Source organism: Dactylosporangium sp. NPDC000244 (genome assembly GCF_040300725.1).
In the GTDB taxonomy this organism is placed as follows: Bacteria; Actinomycetota; Actinomycetes; order Mycobacteriales; family Micromonosporaceae; genus Dactylosporangium.
Genome location: NZ_JBEPEH010000004.1, coordinates 307943 through 322639 on the forward strand (window position 1 = coordinate 307943; position 14697 = coordinate 322639).

At 75.2% G+C, this 14697-nt stretch carries 14 protein-coding genes and 1 pseudogene; 6 read left to right on the forward strand and 9 right to left on the reverse strand.

Annotation, left to right across the window (positions count from 1 at the left end):
• Positions 1–60 precede the first annotated feature (60 nt).
• Positions 61–531 carry an ATP-binding protein gene (locus ABT369_RS08025; protein ID WP_350611065.1) on the reverse strand — a complete coding sequence of 157 codons (471 nt, stop codon included), beginning with the start codon at positions 529–531 and terminating at the stop codon, positions 61–63.
• Between ABT369_RS08025 and ABT369_RS57930 the strand changes: the two are divergent.
• Both ABT369_RS57930 and ABT369_RS57935 read left to right on the forward strand, forming a co-directional pair.
• A pseudogene (locus ABT369_RS57930) lies at positions 505–906 on the forward strand (DUF6939 family protein); the annotation flags it as partial. The gene ABT369_RS08025 and the pseudogene ABT369_RS57930 sit on opposite strands and share 27 nt — an antisense overlap.
• Positions 806–1327 carry a DUF6939 family protein gene (locus ABT369_RS57935; protein WP_502891714.1) on the forward strand — a complete coding sequence of 174 codons (522 nt, stop codon included), beginning with the start codon at positions 806–808 and terminating at the stop codon, positions 1325–1327. The pseudogene ABT369_RS57930 and the gene ABT369_RS57935, both read left to right, overlap by 101 nt.
• Positions 1328–1508: 181 nt before the next feature.
• On the opposite strand, the gene ABT369_RS08035 is transcribed toward ABT369_RS57935, so the two are convergent.
• From ABT369_RS08035 to ABT369_RS08060, 6 genes are all read right to left on the reverse strand, one after another.
• The gene (locus ABT369_RS08035) at positions 1509–2936 is read right to left on the reverse strand and encodes a DNA polymerase III subunit beta family protein (protein ID WP_350610973.1); all 1428 of its coding nucleotides are present in this window, start codon (positions 2934–2936) and stop codon (positions 1509–1511) included.
• Positions 2937–3183: 247 nt separating this feature from the next.
• Entirely contained in the window at positions 3184–5364 is a 2181-nt protein-coding gene (locus ABT369_RS08040; protein ID WP_350610974.1) for a heavy metal translocating P-type ATPase, read from the reverse strand.
• Positions 5361–6197, reverse strand: coding sequence for a DUF8832 domain-containing protein (locus tag ABT369_RS08045; protein ID WP_350610975.1), 837 nt, complete (start codon positions 6195–6197; stop codon positions 5361–5363). The genes ABT369_RS08040 and ABT369_RS08045 overlap by 4 nt, the downstream gene beginning before the upstream one ends.
• Before the next feature lie 3 nt (positions 6198–6200).
• Entirely contained in the window at positions 6201–6404 is a 204-nt protein-coding gene (locus ABT369_RS08050) for a heavy-metal-associated domain-containing protein (protein WP_350610976.1), read from the reverse strand.
• Between the two features lie 91 nt (positions 6405–6495).
• Positions 6496–7578, reverse strand: coding sequence for an aminoglycoside phosphotransferase family protein (locus ABT369_RS08055; protein ID WP_350610977.1), 1083 nt, complete (start codon positions 7576–7578; stop codon positions 6496–6498).
• Between the two features lie 23 nt (positions 7579–7601).
• Positions 7602–9485, reverse strand: a complete 1884-nt coding sequence (locus ABT369_RS08060; protein WP_350610978.1) for a SpoIIE family protein phosphatase — start codon at positions 9483–9485, stop codon at positions 7602–7604.
• Between the two features lie 114 nt (positions 9486–9599).
• Here ABT369_RS08060 and ABT369_RS08065 point away from each other — a divergent pair, with 114 nt between their 5' ends.
• From ABT369_RS08065 to ABT369_RS08080, 4 genes are all read left to right on the forward strand, one after another.
• The gene (locus ABT369_RS08065; protein ID WP_350610979.1) at positions 9600–9812 is read left to right on the forward strand and encodes a PspC domain-containing protein; all 213 of its coding nucleotides are present in this window, start codon (positions 9600–9602) and stop codon (positions 9810–9812) included.
• Positions 9813–9825: 13 nt separating this feature from the next.
• Positions 9826–10128, forward strand: coding sequence for a hypothetical protein (locus ABT369_RS08070; protein ID WP_350610980.1), 303 nt, complete (start codon positions 9826–9828; stop codon positions 10126–10128).
• Positions 10129–10599: 471 nt separating this feature from the next.
• On the forward strand, positions 10600–11439 hold the full coding sequence (locus ABT369_RS08075) for a YunG family protein (RefSeq protein ID WP_350610981.1): 840 nt from the start codon (positions 10600–10602) through the stop codon (positions 11437–11439).
• Positions 11440–12054: 615 nt separating this feature from the next.
• Positions 12055–13767 carry a DNA polymerase domain-containing protein gene (locus tag ABT369_RS08080; protein ID WP_350610982.1) on the forward strand — a complete coding sequence of 571 codons (1713 nt, stop codon included), beginning with the start codon at positions 12055–12057 and terminating at the stop codon, positions 13765–13767.
• Here ABT369_RS08080 and ABT369_RS08085 read toward each other — a convergent pair.
• Together ABT369_RS08085 and ABT369_RS08090 are read right to left on the reverse strand one after the other, a co-directional pair.
• On the reverse strand, positions 13760–14326 hold the full coding sequence (locus ABT369_RS08085; protein ID WP_350610983.1) for a GNAT family N-acetyltransferase: 567 nt from the start codon (positions 14324–14326) through the stop codon (positions 13760–13762). The two genes, ABT369_RS08080 and ABT369_RS08085, sit on opposite strands and share 8 nt — an antisense overlap.
• A gap of 79 nt (positions 14327–14405) precedes the next feature.
• Positions 14406–14684, reverse strand: a complete 279-nt coding sequence (locus ABT369_RS08090) for a GlsB/YeaQ/YmgE family stress response membrane protein (protein WP_350610984.1) — start codon at positions 14682–14684, stop codon at positions 14406–14408.
• Positions 14685–14697: the final 13 nt, after the last annotated feature.

A 14697-nucleotide genomic window follows, 5' to 3' on the forward strand; every position in this document is an offset into this window, starting at 1 on the left:
ATGTGCACTATCCGTAGTGTTCGGCCGTTCGTCCGGGCAAGCATACGTCCGAACGTCGGATTACTCTCGTCCAGACGGGTCCCACTGGAGGTGTTTGCTGAACCGCACCAGCGTGCCGGTGTCCTCCACGGAGACCACGTCAAGCTTCTCGACCACCGCGGCGAGCACGTGCAGCCCGCGGCCGTGTTCCTCCAGCCGCCCGAGCTCGGTCTCGGGCCGGACGGGCTCGGCGACCGGCGCCCGGGCCGGGTCGAACCCGCCGCCGTCGTCGGTGACCTCGATCACGCACTCGCCGCCCTCGACCGTCACGTCGATGTGATAGTCGCTGGCGAGGCTGGCGTGGGACACGACGTTTCCGCACGCCTCGGTGAGGGCGAGCCGGATGTCGTCGCGGCACTCCTGGGTCACGCCGGCCCCGGCGAGGGCGCCGTCGAGCGTCCGGCGGGCGTCGCGGACCAGAGCGGCGTCGCGCGGGAGCTCGAGCGTGAACTGCAGGCGCATGTCGTGCTGCGGCACATCTTCCTCCTTCATCGCGTCCACGGCGTACCCACCACACGCGCGCCGAAAACCGCACCGGCTTCCGGGCCGTTCCGGGCTTGCTTCCCGGGCTGTCGCTCACGCGTTTCGCGAGCGGCATCCCGCGCGTTCCGGAGCGCGCTTCGCACGCAGCGTTGCCGGGCGATTTTCCCGAGCGGTTTCCGGCCTTGCCTGCTCACGGCTTCGGGCGGTCGCGGCGCTCTGCGTCGCGGGAAAATGTCGTACCCCTGGGGCAGGATGCGGGGCATGGAGATCCGGGTCGTGCACCATGGCCGTCACACCGCCGCCGCGGCCACCGCCACCGTCGTCGACGTCACCTCACGCGGTCCGCACCCGTGGGTCCGGTTCAGCCCGTTCTACCCCCACGGCGGCATCCCGGTCCCCCCTGAGCCCGGGCACGACCGGCACCTCCGTCGAGGCGATCTGGCAGGCCCTGAAGGTCTTCGAGTCCGCCGACGTGGACCGCCCCCTGCTGCAGGCGACGCGCATGACCGGCCTGAAGCGCACCGTGCGCCGCTACGGTCCCGTGCGCGGCCACCGCGCCGGCCTGGACGGCACCGCCCTGCTGGACTACGAGACCGCCCGCCGCCGCATCTACCTGCCCTCCTACCGCCACGTCCTCGCCCACAACCTCACCGCCGAGCTGAACCAGCTGCGCCGCCTGGCCGCCGCCGGCCCGGTCGCCCTGCTGGACTACACCACCAACGGCGACGTGTCCGACCTGTCCAAGCCGCTGTCCCACGCGGCCCTGATCCGCCTACACCTCCTGGACGAGTGGCCCGGCGGGTGACACTCCACCACGCGAGCCGGGCCACCTGGATGCGCACGCCACGCGCGCTCAGGGCTGACCGGGCGCGCGCATCGGGACGACCAGGTAACGAAGCCCCGACGCCGCCGCGCTCAGTTCCATGGCGCGCAGCGCCGCGTTCCATGGCGCGCAGCGCCGCCGGAATGCGCACGATCACGCATGCTCAGCACTGACCGGGCGCACGCATCGGGACGACCAAGTAACGAAGCCCCGACGCCGGCGCGCTCAGTTCCGTGGCACGCAGCGCCGCCTGGATGCGCACGGTCACGGTCGCGCCGGCGAAGGCGTGCAGCGCCTCGGCCAGCAGCCGGGCCTGATAGGCGCGGGTGGCCTGCCCCGAGCGCACCGCGGCCTTGACGCTCTCCTCCGACTCGCCCCGCAGCGGATCGGCGGCCCGGACCAGCACCGCCCCCTCGATGCTCTGCAGCGTCACCCGCCCGTGCTCACCGGCATAGCCCGCGGCCCGCTCGACGGCGGCGGCGAGGGAGTCGGCGTCGAGCTCGAGCACGCACTCGGGTTCCACGTCGAGGAGCCGCTCGAACTGCGCATCGGGGTACGCGTCGCCGAGGGTCGGGGTGACCACACTGCCGCCGGGCCAGGACAGGGCGAACAGATCGCCGCTGGCGTGCAGGGCGACGGAGCCGGCGCGGCCCAGGACCGGGGCGACGCGGGTCAGGAGGGAGGCGGGGATCAGGGCCTCGAACGGGGTGGAGACGGCCGGGACGGTCGCCACCGCCAGGCGGTAGCGATCCGTGGCCAGGAGGGTCAGGGTCTCGCCGGTGGCACGGAACCGCACGCCGGTGAAGATGGGCAGGGCGTGCTCGCGTGAGGCGGCCCCGGCCACGGCGGCGGCGGCCGCACGCAGCGACGGGCCGTCGACGCGGGCTGCCTCGGGCGGCAGCGCTGGCGCCGAGGACCAGGCGCCGCGCCGGGCCAGGCCACCACCGGAACCCCGGCCACCGTCCGGCGCCCGGCCACCGTCCGACGCCCAGCCACCGCCAAGGGCTCGGCCCCCGCCCGCACCCGAGCCGGCACCCGACGCCAAACCGTCACCTGCAGTCGGGCCACCGCCCGAAGCCAGGCCACTGTCCGGGGCCGAGTCACCGCCCGGGGCCGAGTCACCGCCCGGGGCCGAGTCACCGGTCGGGGGCAGGGCCGGTGCGGACGTGGCCGGTGGTCGGGGTTCGTTGCCGAGCGGGGCCGTGGCGTGGACCCTGCCGGGCGGCGGCGTGGCCGGGGACTCGGCGGTGGTGGCGAGGATCGGGAGCGCGAAGCGGGCGCCCGGGACCTTCACGGCCAGGCGGGAGCCTTCGGCTACGAGCCGGGATTCCGGGGACGGCAGCGCGGTCAGCGTTTCGGCCAGGCCTCGGCGGGAGATCAGGGCCTGGCCCGGTGTGTGCACCGTGGCCTCGACCTCCAGGTGGACGGTCAGGGAGCCGTCCGTTGCCGTCAGGGTCAGGGTCGTGCCGGCGGCGTGGAGCAGGACGGCGGCGTGGACCGGCTCCGAGGAGCGGGCGGTCAGCAGGCGCACGGCCAAGGCGGCGGCATCGGCGAGCGGGCGGACCGCAGCGGTCACGTCGAGGGCGTTCATGGCCGCACCTTAGCCACGGGGTACGACAAAAACCGCGCCCGAACACCCATCGGCCGACGGGCCCGAGACGCCGAATCGCACGGCCGGACTACAACCCGGCGACCGAGCGCCCACGCCCGCCAGCGACGATCACACGGCTGAATCGCACGGCCGGACCACGACCCGGCGACCGAGCGCCACGCCCACCCACCCACCCGACCGTCGCACGGGCGCGTCGGACGGGTGGGTAGGCAGGCGGCGACGGCGGTCAGGCGGCGATCGAGCGGAAGGCGCGCAGCCGCAGGCTGTTGGCCACCACGAACACCGAGGACAACGCCATCGCCGCGCCGGCCAGCATCGGGTTCAGCAGGCCCAGCGCCGCCACCGGCAGGCCGATCACGTTGTACGCGAAGGCCCAGAAGAGGTTGCCGCGGATGGTGCCCAGCGTCGCGCGGGCGAGGCGGATGGCGTCGGCGGCCGCGAGCAGGTCGGGCCGCACGAGGGTCAGGTCCGCCGCCTCGATGGCCGCGTCGGCGCCGGTGGCCATCGCGAGGCCGAGGTCGGCCTGGGCCAGGGCCGCGGCGTCGTTGACACCGTCGCCGGCCATGGCCACCACCCGGCCGCGGGCCTGCAGGTCCCGCACCGCGGCGACCTTGCCCTCGGGCAGCACCCCGGCGATGACCTCCTCGATGCCGACCTCGGCGGCGACCGACCGGGCCACCTCGGGCGAGTCGCCGGTGAGCAGGACGGGGGTGAGGCCGAGGGACCGCAGCCGCCGTACCGCCTCCGCGCTCGTCGGCTTCACGGCGTCCGCGACGCGCAGGCCGCCCCGCACGGCGCCGTCCCACGCGACGAGGATGCCGTCGGCGTCGGTGTCGATGCCGTGGGAGCGCAGCAGACCGGCGCGCCCGACGAGGACCGCGCGGCCGTCGACGGTTCCTTGCACGCCGAGGCCGGGGACGTTGCGGAAGTCGGTGACGGCGGGCAGTACCGAGGCCTCGGAAGCCGCTCGGGCCACCGCCCGGGCCACCGGGTGCTCCGACGCGTGCTCCACCGCGCCGGCCAGCCGCAGGATCTCGGCCGCGTCCTCGCCGGGGCGAGGGTCGACGCCCAGCAGCGTGAGGCGGCCGGTGGTGACGGTGCCGGTCTTGTCCAGCACGATCGTGTCCACCCGCCGGGTCTGCTCGAGCACCTCGGGGCCCTTGATGAGCACGCCGAGCTGCGCGCCGCGGCCGGTGCCGACGAGCAGCGCGGTCGGCGTGGCCAGGCCGAGCGCGCACGGGCAGGCGATGATGAGCACGGCGACGGCGGCGGTGAACGCGGCCGTGGCGCCGCCGCCGGTACCGAGCCGGAAGCCGAGCGTGGCCACGGCGAGCGCGATGACGACGGGGACGAACACGCCGGAGATGCGGTCGGCGAGGCGCTGCACGGCGGCCTTGCCGCTCTGGGCCTGCCGGACGAGCTCGGCCATGCGGGCGAGCTGGGTGTCGGCGCCGACGCGGGTGGCCCGCACGAGCAGGCGGCCGCCGGCGTTGACGGTCGCGCCGGTGACGGCGGCGCCCGGCCCGACCTCGACCGGCACGGACTCGCCGGTGAGCAGGCTCGCGTCGACCGCGGAGCTGCCCTCCTCCACGACGCCGTCGGTGGCGATCTTCTCGCCCGGCCGCACCACGAACCGGTCCCCGACCCGCAGCCCCGCGACCGGCACCCGGTGCTCGGCGCCGTCGCGCAGCACCGCGGCGTCCTTGGCGCCGAGCTCGAGCACCATGCGCAGCGCGGAGCCGGCGCGGCGCTTGGCGCGGGCCTCGAAGTACCGCCCGGCCAGCAGGAACAGGGTCACGCCGGCGGCGGCCTCGAGGTAGATGTCGCCGCTGCCGTCGGTGCGCTCGATCGCGAACGTGAACGGGTGGGTCATCCCGGGCTCGCCCGCGCTGCCGAGGAACAGCGCCCACAGCGACCAGCCGAAGGCGGCCACGGTACCGACGGAGACCAGCGTGTCCATCGTGGCGGCCGCGTGCCGCAGGTTCACGAACGCGGCCCGGTGGAAGGGCCAGCCCCCGTAGACGACGACGGGCGCGGCGAGCGTGAGCGAGGCCCACTGCCAGGAGGTGAACTGCCACGCGGGCACCATCGCCAGCACGATGACCGGGATGCTGAGCGCCGCGGTGACGAGCAGGCGGGTCCGCAGGTCGTCGAGCTCGTCGCGCGGCTCGGCGGCCGGCTCCGCGGCCGGCTCGGCGAACGCGGCCGTGTACCCGGTCCGCTCGACCGTCGCGACGAGGTCGGCCGGCGTGACCGTCGCCGGGTACTGCACGCTCGCCGTCTCGGTCGCGTAGTTCACCGAGGCGGTGACCCCGTCGAGGCGGTTGAGCTTCTTCTCGATCCGCGACGCGCACGACGCGCAGGTCATGCCGCCGATCGACAGCTCGATGCGCTGCACGGTGCTCATCTCGCCTCCGCGGTGAACTCGGCGGTGTGCACGGTCCCGCCGTGCTGGAAGTCCAGGTAGAGCCGGTACCGCCCGGTCGAGGGCACCTCCGCGGTGAACCTGACCTCGGGCCCGGCCGCGCCCGGCTCGGGGTGCACGTGCAGGTAGGCGAGGTCGCCCTGGCGGAGCGCGACGAGGTGCCCGTAGGCGCCCAGGTACGGCTCCAGGTCGGTGACCGGCGCCCCGCCGCGCTCGATGCGCAGGCCCAGCGGGGACTCGGCGCCGGGGTGCAGGTCACCGGTGAGCGTGACCGTGTACCCGTCGACGCTCGCGGTCCGGGCCGGCGCCGGCAGCGGGACGGGCCGGTAGTCGCCGGGCGCGTCGACGTCGGCGCCGAGCGTGAGCCCCTCGGCGCGGCCGGCGGGCACGAAGTCGGCGAAGGCCCGGTACGGCCCGGCCCCGGCCAGCGGCACCGGCGCGCTCCACACCCCGCTCGCGTCGCGCGCCGGGTGCAGGTGCCGGAAGCCGCTCAGGTCGCGGCGCACCACGATGAGGTGCAGCTCCTTGCCGTGCGCGGTGGTGTACGCGGTGACCGGCCGGCCGTCGGGCCCGTCGACGCGGAACCGGAACTCGTCGCGCAGCTCGGGCACCAGCGGCACCAGCGTGTAGCCGTCCTCGGCGATCTGCAGGCCCGCGGGAAGGTGGGCGGCGTGCGGCTGCATGTCCGCGTGCGCCGGGGCGGGCGGCGGCGCGACCGGGCCGGCCAGGTGGCCCGCGCCGAACGCGACCGCGAACAGTCCCGCCAGCCCGGCGGCGTACGCGCCGAGCCGGGCCGGCGCGCTCAGGGTGGGCACGGCTCAGCCCGCCACCGCGTAGCCGGCCTCGTCGACGGCCTCGCGCACCGCCGCCGGGTCGAGCGGGCGGTCGCTGGTCACCGTCACGGCGCCGGTCGGCAGGTCGACCTCGACGGCGGAGACGCCCTCGAGGCGCCCGAGCTCCTCGGTCACCGCGTTGACGCAGTGCGAACAGGTCATCCCGGTCACGGTGTAGGTCGTCAGCATCGCGCACTCCTCGTGTCGTGTACCCCCTGGGGGTACCTTCAGCCTACGTCACGATAAACCCCAGGGGGGTATCAGGCGCAAGCGAGGTACGTCACGACAGCCGGGGCCGCAGGAGCGTGGCGACGTCGAGCCCGCGGCTCGCCGGGGTCCACGCGTCGCCCGGGCTCCAGTGCTCGGCCGTCCACACGTCGGACAGCACGGCCTTGACGAAGCCCCACGCCACCAGGCGGTCCAGCGGCTGCCCGAGCCCGTCGGCGAGCCGTTCGAGCCGGCCGGGCACCAGGGCGAGCAGCGCCGGGTCGCGGTCGCCGGGGTCGGGGTTGAAGAGCCAGGAGCCGATCTCGTACCCCGGGTCGCCGCTCACCCCGTGCGGGTCGATCGCCAGCCAGGGGGCCCGCCGCGCGGACAGCAGGTTGTCGTGGTGCAGGTCGCCGTGCAGGAGCACCCGGGACGGGGCCGACGCACAGAGCTCGCGCATGAGCCCGGCCGCGGTGGACACGAACGCGCGCGGCAGCGGGTCGTCGCCGGGGAACCGGGCCAGGTGGGCGTCGAACGCGCGCGCCTGCCCGAGCACGTCCGGCAGCACGGGCGCCGCCGGGGCCGGGGCCGGAACCGGGGCGGGCGCGTGCGGGGCGCGCATGGCGTCGGCCACGGCCGCGATCGCCGGACGACCGGGCGCCGGACGCTGCGGGACCGGCGCATGCGGGGCGCGCATCGCGTCGGCCACGGCCGCGATCGCCGGACGGCCGCGCGCCGGACGCTCCGGCACGGGCACGTGCAGGGCGCGCATGGCCTCCGCCACGGCCGCGGTCGCCTCGGCGTCGGGCACGTCGCGGGCCCGCACGCCCGGCACGGCGCGCTCGATCAGCAGGGCGCCGCGCTCGAGATCCGACCGCAGCAGGTGTACCGCGCCCCGCCCGCCGAACGCCGCGAGCGCCCGCGACTCATCCGCCAGCGACCCGCCGCCCGGCACCCCGAGCTTGAGCACCGCCGGCTCGCCGTCGGCGGTGGTGGCCGCCGCGACGTAGTGGTACGACAGGTCGAACGGCGCCCCGACGGTCAGCCCCCAGTCGCCGGCCACGGCGGCGACGGTCGCGGGCAGCTCGTCGAGCCAGCGGGCGCCGGGCTCGCCCCACGTGGCGGTGACATTGCGCCGGAGCGCGGGCGTGATCATAGGTACCTCCGGCGCGGGAGCGGTCAGGTGTGCGGGAGTGCGACCAGGGCGAGCACGTGCCGGGCCGGGCTGCCGGGCGGGGCCAGCAGCGTGAGCGCGGTGTCGTGGGCGCGGTGCCGGGCCGCGATCGCGTGCAGGGCCGCGACCCCGGCGCTGGCCAGGTGGGTCACGCCGGACAGGTCGGCGGTCAGCGGCACCGTGCCGCCGCGCGAGCGGTACAGCAGCTCGTGCTGCAGCCGCTCGGCCGTCGCGGCGTCGACCGGGCCGGCGACGAGGACCGTCGAGCCGTCCTGCGAGTCCACAATGGACATGTCTTCGTCCGGCTCCGCGACGTCCGCGGGCCCGGGTCCGGCCGCGCCCAGCAGGGCGGCGGGGCGGGTGACGCGGTGACGGAGCGTCGCGACGGTACCGCGGCCGGAACGATCCATCGTGAGCTCGTCCACGAGCTGCGAGGACAGGGCCAGGCCGCGGCCGCGCTCGGAGACCCGCCGGGGTTCGCGCCACGGGCCCGGGCCCGCCACCGTGATCTCGGCGACGCCGAGCGGGGTGAGGCGGGCCGTGACCGCGACGCTGCCGCCGGGCGGGGCGTGCTCGACCGCGTTCGTGGCCACCTCGCCCACCGCGTGCTGGACGGCGAACGCGTCCTCCCCGGTCACGGCGACGGCCTCGAGCCAGGAGCCGAGCGTCTTGCGCAGGGCGCCGAGGCGGGTCAGGTCGGCGGGGACGTCGGTGCGCATCGGCTCGACGGGCACCGTGCGCTGCGCGGCGAGCAGCGTGATGTCGTCGCGGTAGCCGGTGGTCCGCACGAGCAGCTCGACGGTCTGGGTGCAGGCGCGCTCGGCCGGGGTCACGTCGGGCGCGTGCAGGGCCCGCCCGGCAACCGCGTCGGCCGCGACCCGGGCGAACTCGTCGGAGGCGGCGGCGACCGTGCGGCCGGGGCGTTCGACGATGCCGTCGCTGTACAGCAGCAGCACGTCGCCGACGTCCAGCCGCGCGGTGGCGACGGGGAAGGTGCCGCCCGTGCCGAGCGGGCCGGCGCCGGACGGGGCCAGGAAACGCGGCTCCCCCGCGGCGGTGACGAGCAGCGGGGGCGGGTGGCCGGCGGTGCAGTACTCGACGGCGCCGCTCGTGGTGTCCAGCACCGCGACGCAGACGGTCGCGGCCCGGGCCCCGGGCACCCGGCGCGCGAACCGGTCGGCGGCGGCGAGGGCCTCGGCCGGACCGGCGCCGTCGTCGAGGCGGTCCTGCAGCACGGCCCGCAGCTGGCCCATCACGCCCGAGGCGGCGACCCCGTGGCCGACCACGTCGCCGACGACGAGCGCGAGGGTGCCGGTCGCGCGCGGTACGGCATCGAACCAGTCGCCTCCCGCGGCCGTCCCGGCGCCGGCCAGCAGGTAGCTCGCCGCGACCCGGGCACCCGGGAGCAGGGGCAGGCCGCGGGGCAGCAGGGCCTGCTGGAGCGCGTCGACGACGTCGCGGGCCTGACGGTACTGTTCGCGCAGGTCGTCCGCGTCCCGCTCGGCCTCCAGGCGGGCCTGGACGATCTCGGTGACGTCGATGCCGCCCGCGATCACGCCGCGGACCGTCCCGTCCGGCTCGAGCCACGGGTTGATGCTGAAGTCGGCGTAGAACTCGCGGACCGTGCCGTCCGGCTGGGTCAGATGCGCCCGCCAGCGCTGCCCGGCGACGGGGACGCCGGTGCGGTACACCTCGTCGTAGGCGTCGAGCCAGCCCTGCCCGGCGAGATCGGACAGCGCCTCGCGCAGCGGACGGCCGATGACGTCCCGCTCGCCGGTCATCGCCAGCGTGGCCCGGCTGACGCCGAGAATCCGCAGCTGGGGACCCTCGGCGACGAGCAGGACGAAGGGCGCCTGCTCGACGGCGGAACGGATCGGATCGGGGTCCATGCCGCCCATCCTGTCAGGCGCGCGGTCAGGGGGTTGCCGGGGCTGTTCCCTGATGCGGCTGGGGTGCTGGTGCGCCGATGCTGGTAGTACCCCGATAGCGATAGGAGAACGACAATGGACAGCGTGTACGGCTCGATGCGCCGGCAGGGTCTCGTCCGGCCGATGCACGGCCGGCTCCTCGGCGGCGTGTGCGCGGGCCTCGGCCGGCGCTTCGGCCTGGACCCGTGGGTGGCGCGCCTGCTGTTCGTCCTGGCGCTGCTGATCATCCCCGGCAGCCAGATCCTGGTCTACCCGATCCTGTGGATCCTCATGCCCTCCGAGGTGTGACTACGCTGCCCGCGTGACTGATCGCGCCTTCCCTCCGGCCGGCCCGTACGAGATCGGCTCGACGACCTGGCCGGGCCTGGCCAAACTGACCGAGGAGGCCGGCGAGCTCGTGCAGATCCTGGCGAAGCTCGTCGGCGCCTCGGGCCGCGAGACCTACTACGACGGCACCGACCTGCGGGTGCGGCTCATCGAGGAGTGCGCGGACGTGATCGCGGCCGTCACGTTCTTCACGGAGGCGAACGGTTTGGGGCCGGCGGTGGACGAGCGGGCCGGCGAGAAGCTGGCGCTGTTCCGCCGCTGGCACGCCGAGGGCTGATTCGGCCGCGGCACGTGCTGCCGCCACGGCCGGCTCGCGGGCCGACGGCTCTTGGGCTCGGCACGTTCTGGCGCCACAGCCGGGCGGCGATTGGCACTGCTGCGCCGATCGCACGCCGGACGCTGATTCGGCCCGGCGCGTTCCTCTCAGCTCGGCGTCGCTCTCGGCCCCACGCATTCGCCCCAGCCCGGCGCGCTCGGCCTCGGCCCCACGCATTCGCCCCAGCCCGGCGCGCTCGGCCTCGGCCCCACGCGCTCGGTCTCAGCCGGCGCGCTCGATCTCGGCCTGGCGCGTTCGTCGCTGCGGCCGGCGAGCGGGATCCGGGGTGCGGTGCCGGCCGGCCTGCCGAAAAGTCCGACACTTCGTGATCGGACTTTTCGGATTTATACCCCGACAGGCGATTTGTCGGTTTGCTAGGCTCCTGACCTGCGGCGACGCGTTTTTGTCGTACCCCTCCGGCATGATGCGGCCATGTTGCTCCCCCTCCTGCAGCGCTCCTGGGGTCCCGAGACATGCGACCCGTCCGACCTCGCCGACTGGCACCCCGGCAACCCGTCCCGCGGCCAGTGCGGCACCACCGCCCTGGTCGTGCGCGAGGTCCTCGGCGGCGACCTGCTCCTCGGCCGGGTCACGGCCGGCGGGGAACCGGCCGGCGTCCACTACTGGAACCGCCTCCCCGACGGCACCGAGCTCGACCTGACCCGCGACCAGTTCCGCCCCGGCGAACTCGTCACCCCGGGCACCGTCGTGGCCCCGCCCGAGGGCCCGCCGAACCGCTGCCGGGGCCAGCACGCGATCCTGCGCCACCGCGTGCTCACCGCCCTGGGCCGTCTCCCGGCCCCCGACCCGGCCGCGCCACCCCTACGGCTGGCCCTGGCGCTGCTGGTCGATCCAGCGGGTGCGGTACTGCTCCGCCGCTCCCCCACCGCCGCCTTCGAGCCCGGCCAGTGGTCTCCCCCGGTCGCGCGCGTCCAGCCCGTCGACCCCGGCACCAACGCCTTCACCCGCCGCGGCCTGGCGGAGGAGGCCGCGCGGCGAGCCCTGGCGGAGGAGGCCGGCATCGAGTACACGGACCGGCTCCACCACCACTGGCACGGCACCCTGCCGGACGTGACGGGCCGAGCGCCCCACGTGGAGCTGACGGTCCTGGCGGGCCGCCACGACCTCGGCGACGCGGGCATCCTGGCCGACGACCTGGCCGCGACCGACCTGTCCCCGACGGCGGCCGTGTGCCTGCAGGCGCTGATCAAAAGCAGCCGAGCGAGCCCGGTCCGAGCCGAGACCGCCGCCCGCCGCTCGACCTCGGCCTGACCCGTCCCCGACGACGACACACCTACAGGAGGTGATCAAAAGCCGCCTGGCGCGCCTCGCCGCACACCGCTCGACGGGCGGTGCGGTCCTTGCTGCCACGGCCTGCAGAGTGCCCGGTCACGCGGTGTGCCGGGCCTCGACGCCGGTGGCCATACGAACGCGGTGCGGCGCCGCGCGCCAAACACGTTCGCCGCCGCACGGCCAGCACGAGCGCGGCGAGCCGCCGCCCTCCACACGGCCCCGCCCACGCCGCGACCGGCACGAGCGCAGTGAGGCGCTGCCCATCGGACACCTCCCCGCCGCACGGCCCGCCCACGCCGCGACCGGCACGAGCGCGGTCGGGCGCCACCTACCGGACACGCCCGCCGCCGCACGACCGGCACGAGCGCGGTGAACCGACGCCCTCCACACGGCCCTGCCCACACCGCGACCGGCACGAGCGCAGCGAGACGCCGCTCACCGGACACGTCCCCGCCGCACGGCCCGCCCACGCGGCGACCGGCACGAGCGCGGCGATCCACCGCCCATCGGACACCTCCGCCGCCGTATGACCATCCCGCGCCGCGACCGGGGCGGCGGGCAGGGTCGCAGGGCCAGGTGCGCGACACTGGGAGGGTGTCCGAATTGCGGTTCGTCGTGCAGCTGCACCGGGCCCGGCGGTTGCACTACGACTTCCGGCTCGAGGTCGGCGGGGTGCTCGTCAGCTGGGCGGTCCCCAAGGGGCCGACCCTCGACCCCAAGGTGCGCCGGGCGGCGTTCAAGGTCGAGGACCATCCCATGGAGTACGTCGCGTTCGAGGGTGTGATCCCGGCCGGCACGTACGGTGGCGGAGACGTGATCGTGTGGGACACCGGCGCCTGGGTGCCCTACAAGGACCCGGATCCGGGGGCCGCGCTCGAGGCCGGGGAACTGCACGTCGAACTCTTCGGCGAGAAGCTGCGCGGCCGGTTCGTCATCGTGCGGACCCGCCGTGACGAGTGGCTGCTGCTCAAGAAGCGCGACGAGCACGCCGTCGCCGGGTGGGAGCCGGCCGAGCATCCGCTCTCCGTCCTCAGTGGACGATCCAGCGACGAGGTGAAGGCCGACCCCGAGTGGGAGTGGCGCTCCGACCTGCCCGCCGAGCGTGCGGCCGTCCGGGTCACAGCCGAAGGCGAGCGCACGAGCAAGAACGATCGCACGAACGCGCGGCCACGCGAGAATGCGGAGGGACGCGCCGCCACGCGTGAGCGAATGGACGGGGACGCGCGAGCGAGCGTGCACGAGCGCCAAGGTGTAGGAGCGAGCGCGGACGGACATCAGCGCGAGCGGGGACGTGCGGGCGTTGACGCGAGCGGACATGAACGCGAACGCGAACGCGGGGAAACGAGCGCGGGCGAGAGCGCAGCCGGGGAGCTCTACTCGCTCCGCAACGATGCCGGGCTCGACGCGATCGGTGAGAACGGCACGTGGGAGGTGTTCGGGCGCCGGCTGCGGGTCACCAACCTCGGCAAGGTGCTCTTCCCCGGGCGTGGCGACGAGGAGGCGGTCACGAAGCGGGAGCTGCTGCGGTACACGGCGAGGATCGCGCCGGCCGTGGTGCCCTATCTCGCCGGGCGCGCGCTCAACCTGCACCGGTTCCCGAACGGTTCGGACGCGCCGGGGTTCTGGCAGAAGGCGCTCCCGGCGCACGCGCCGCAGTGGCTGACGCGGTGGCGGGAGCCGGGGTCCGGCACCGAGTACCTGGTGGCGGACGAGCCCGCCGCGCTCGTGTGGGCGGCGAACTACGGCGGGCTCGAGTGGCACCCATGGACGTCCACAGTGGACCATCCGGGCAGCCCGTCGTACGCCCTCGTCGACCTCGATCCCGGTGACGGCACCGCCTGGGCGGATCTGCTCGTGCTGGCCCGGCTGCACCGCACCGCGTTCGAGCATCTCGGGGTCGAGGCCCGGGCCAAGGTCAGCGGGCGGCGCGGGATCCAGATCTGGGTGCCGATCTCGCACGGGCCCGGGTTCGCCGAGACGCGCGCGTGGGTGGAGGGGCTGTCGCGCTCGATCGGCGCGGTGGTGCCCGACCTCGTGAGCTGGGCGTGGGAGAAGGCCGAGCGGGGCGGCCGGGCGCGGCTGGACTTCACGCAGAACGCGGTGAACAAGACGCTCGTGGCGCCGTACAGCCCGCGCCCCGCCCCGGGCGCACCGGTCTCCGCCCCGATCGCCTGGGACGAGCTCGACGACCCCGCCCTACGCCCGGACGCGTTCACCATCCGCACCATCGGCGAGCGCCTGTCCACCCACGGCGATCTCTTCTCGCCCGTACTGCACACACAGCAGTCGCTGCCGCCCCTCACCTAGCGAGCGGCGGCAGGGCCTGGTCGGGGTCGGTGCGCAGCTTCGCGTGCAGGTGTTCGTCGTGGCGGCCGCCGTCGCCGTAGCGGTACGACTGACGCAGGACGCCCTCCAAGGGGAAGCCCGCGCTCTCGGCCACCCGGCACGAGCCGGGGTTGGCCACCGCGTGGCACAGCTCGATCCGGTGCAGGCCGACCGTGTCGAAGGCGAACCGCGCGGCGGCGCGCACGGCTCGGGTGGCGATGCCCCGGCCCCGGGCCTCGGGGACGGTCCAGTAGCCGATCATGCCGTGGTCCAGCGCGGCGTCCACGCGCACCGAGACCGTTCCCAGCACCGGGCCACCGTCGGGGTCGGACACCACCCAGCCGACCCTCGTGCCGCTCGACCAGTCCGCGCGCTGGCGAATCCAGGTCAGGACGTCGGTGCCGGGCGGGGGCGGGCTCCACTGCAGCAGCGGCGGGTCGGTGAACGCCGCGGCGATCGCGGGCTCGTCGGCGTCCACGGGTGCGCGCAGCACCAGGTCCGCGAGTTCGATGCGCACCGGGTGCGGGGGGACGGTGGCCATACCCCGCACTGTACGCAGACACAACGATCCCCGGCCCGCACGGGCCGGGGATCGTGAGGTTCGCGCTAGGCGGTACTCGTTACAGAGCCCGGCGGCTGCGGCCGCTCAGGCCGGCGACGAGCGCCACACCGACCGCCGCGAGCAGGACCTGGACCAGCAGCTCGCCCCAGTCGACACCCGGGGTGTCGGTGGAGATGCCGATGGCGTTGGCGACTACGGTGCCCAGCAGCGCGGCGATGACGCCGACGACCATCGTGACCAGGATCGACATGCTCTGCCGGCCGGGAACCACCAGCCGACCCAGCGCACCGACGATCAGACCGACGATGAGCGCCGTGATGATTCCGGTGACAGTCACTGCTCCTCCTCGA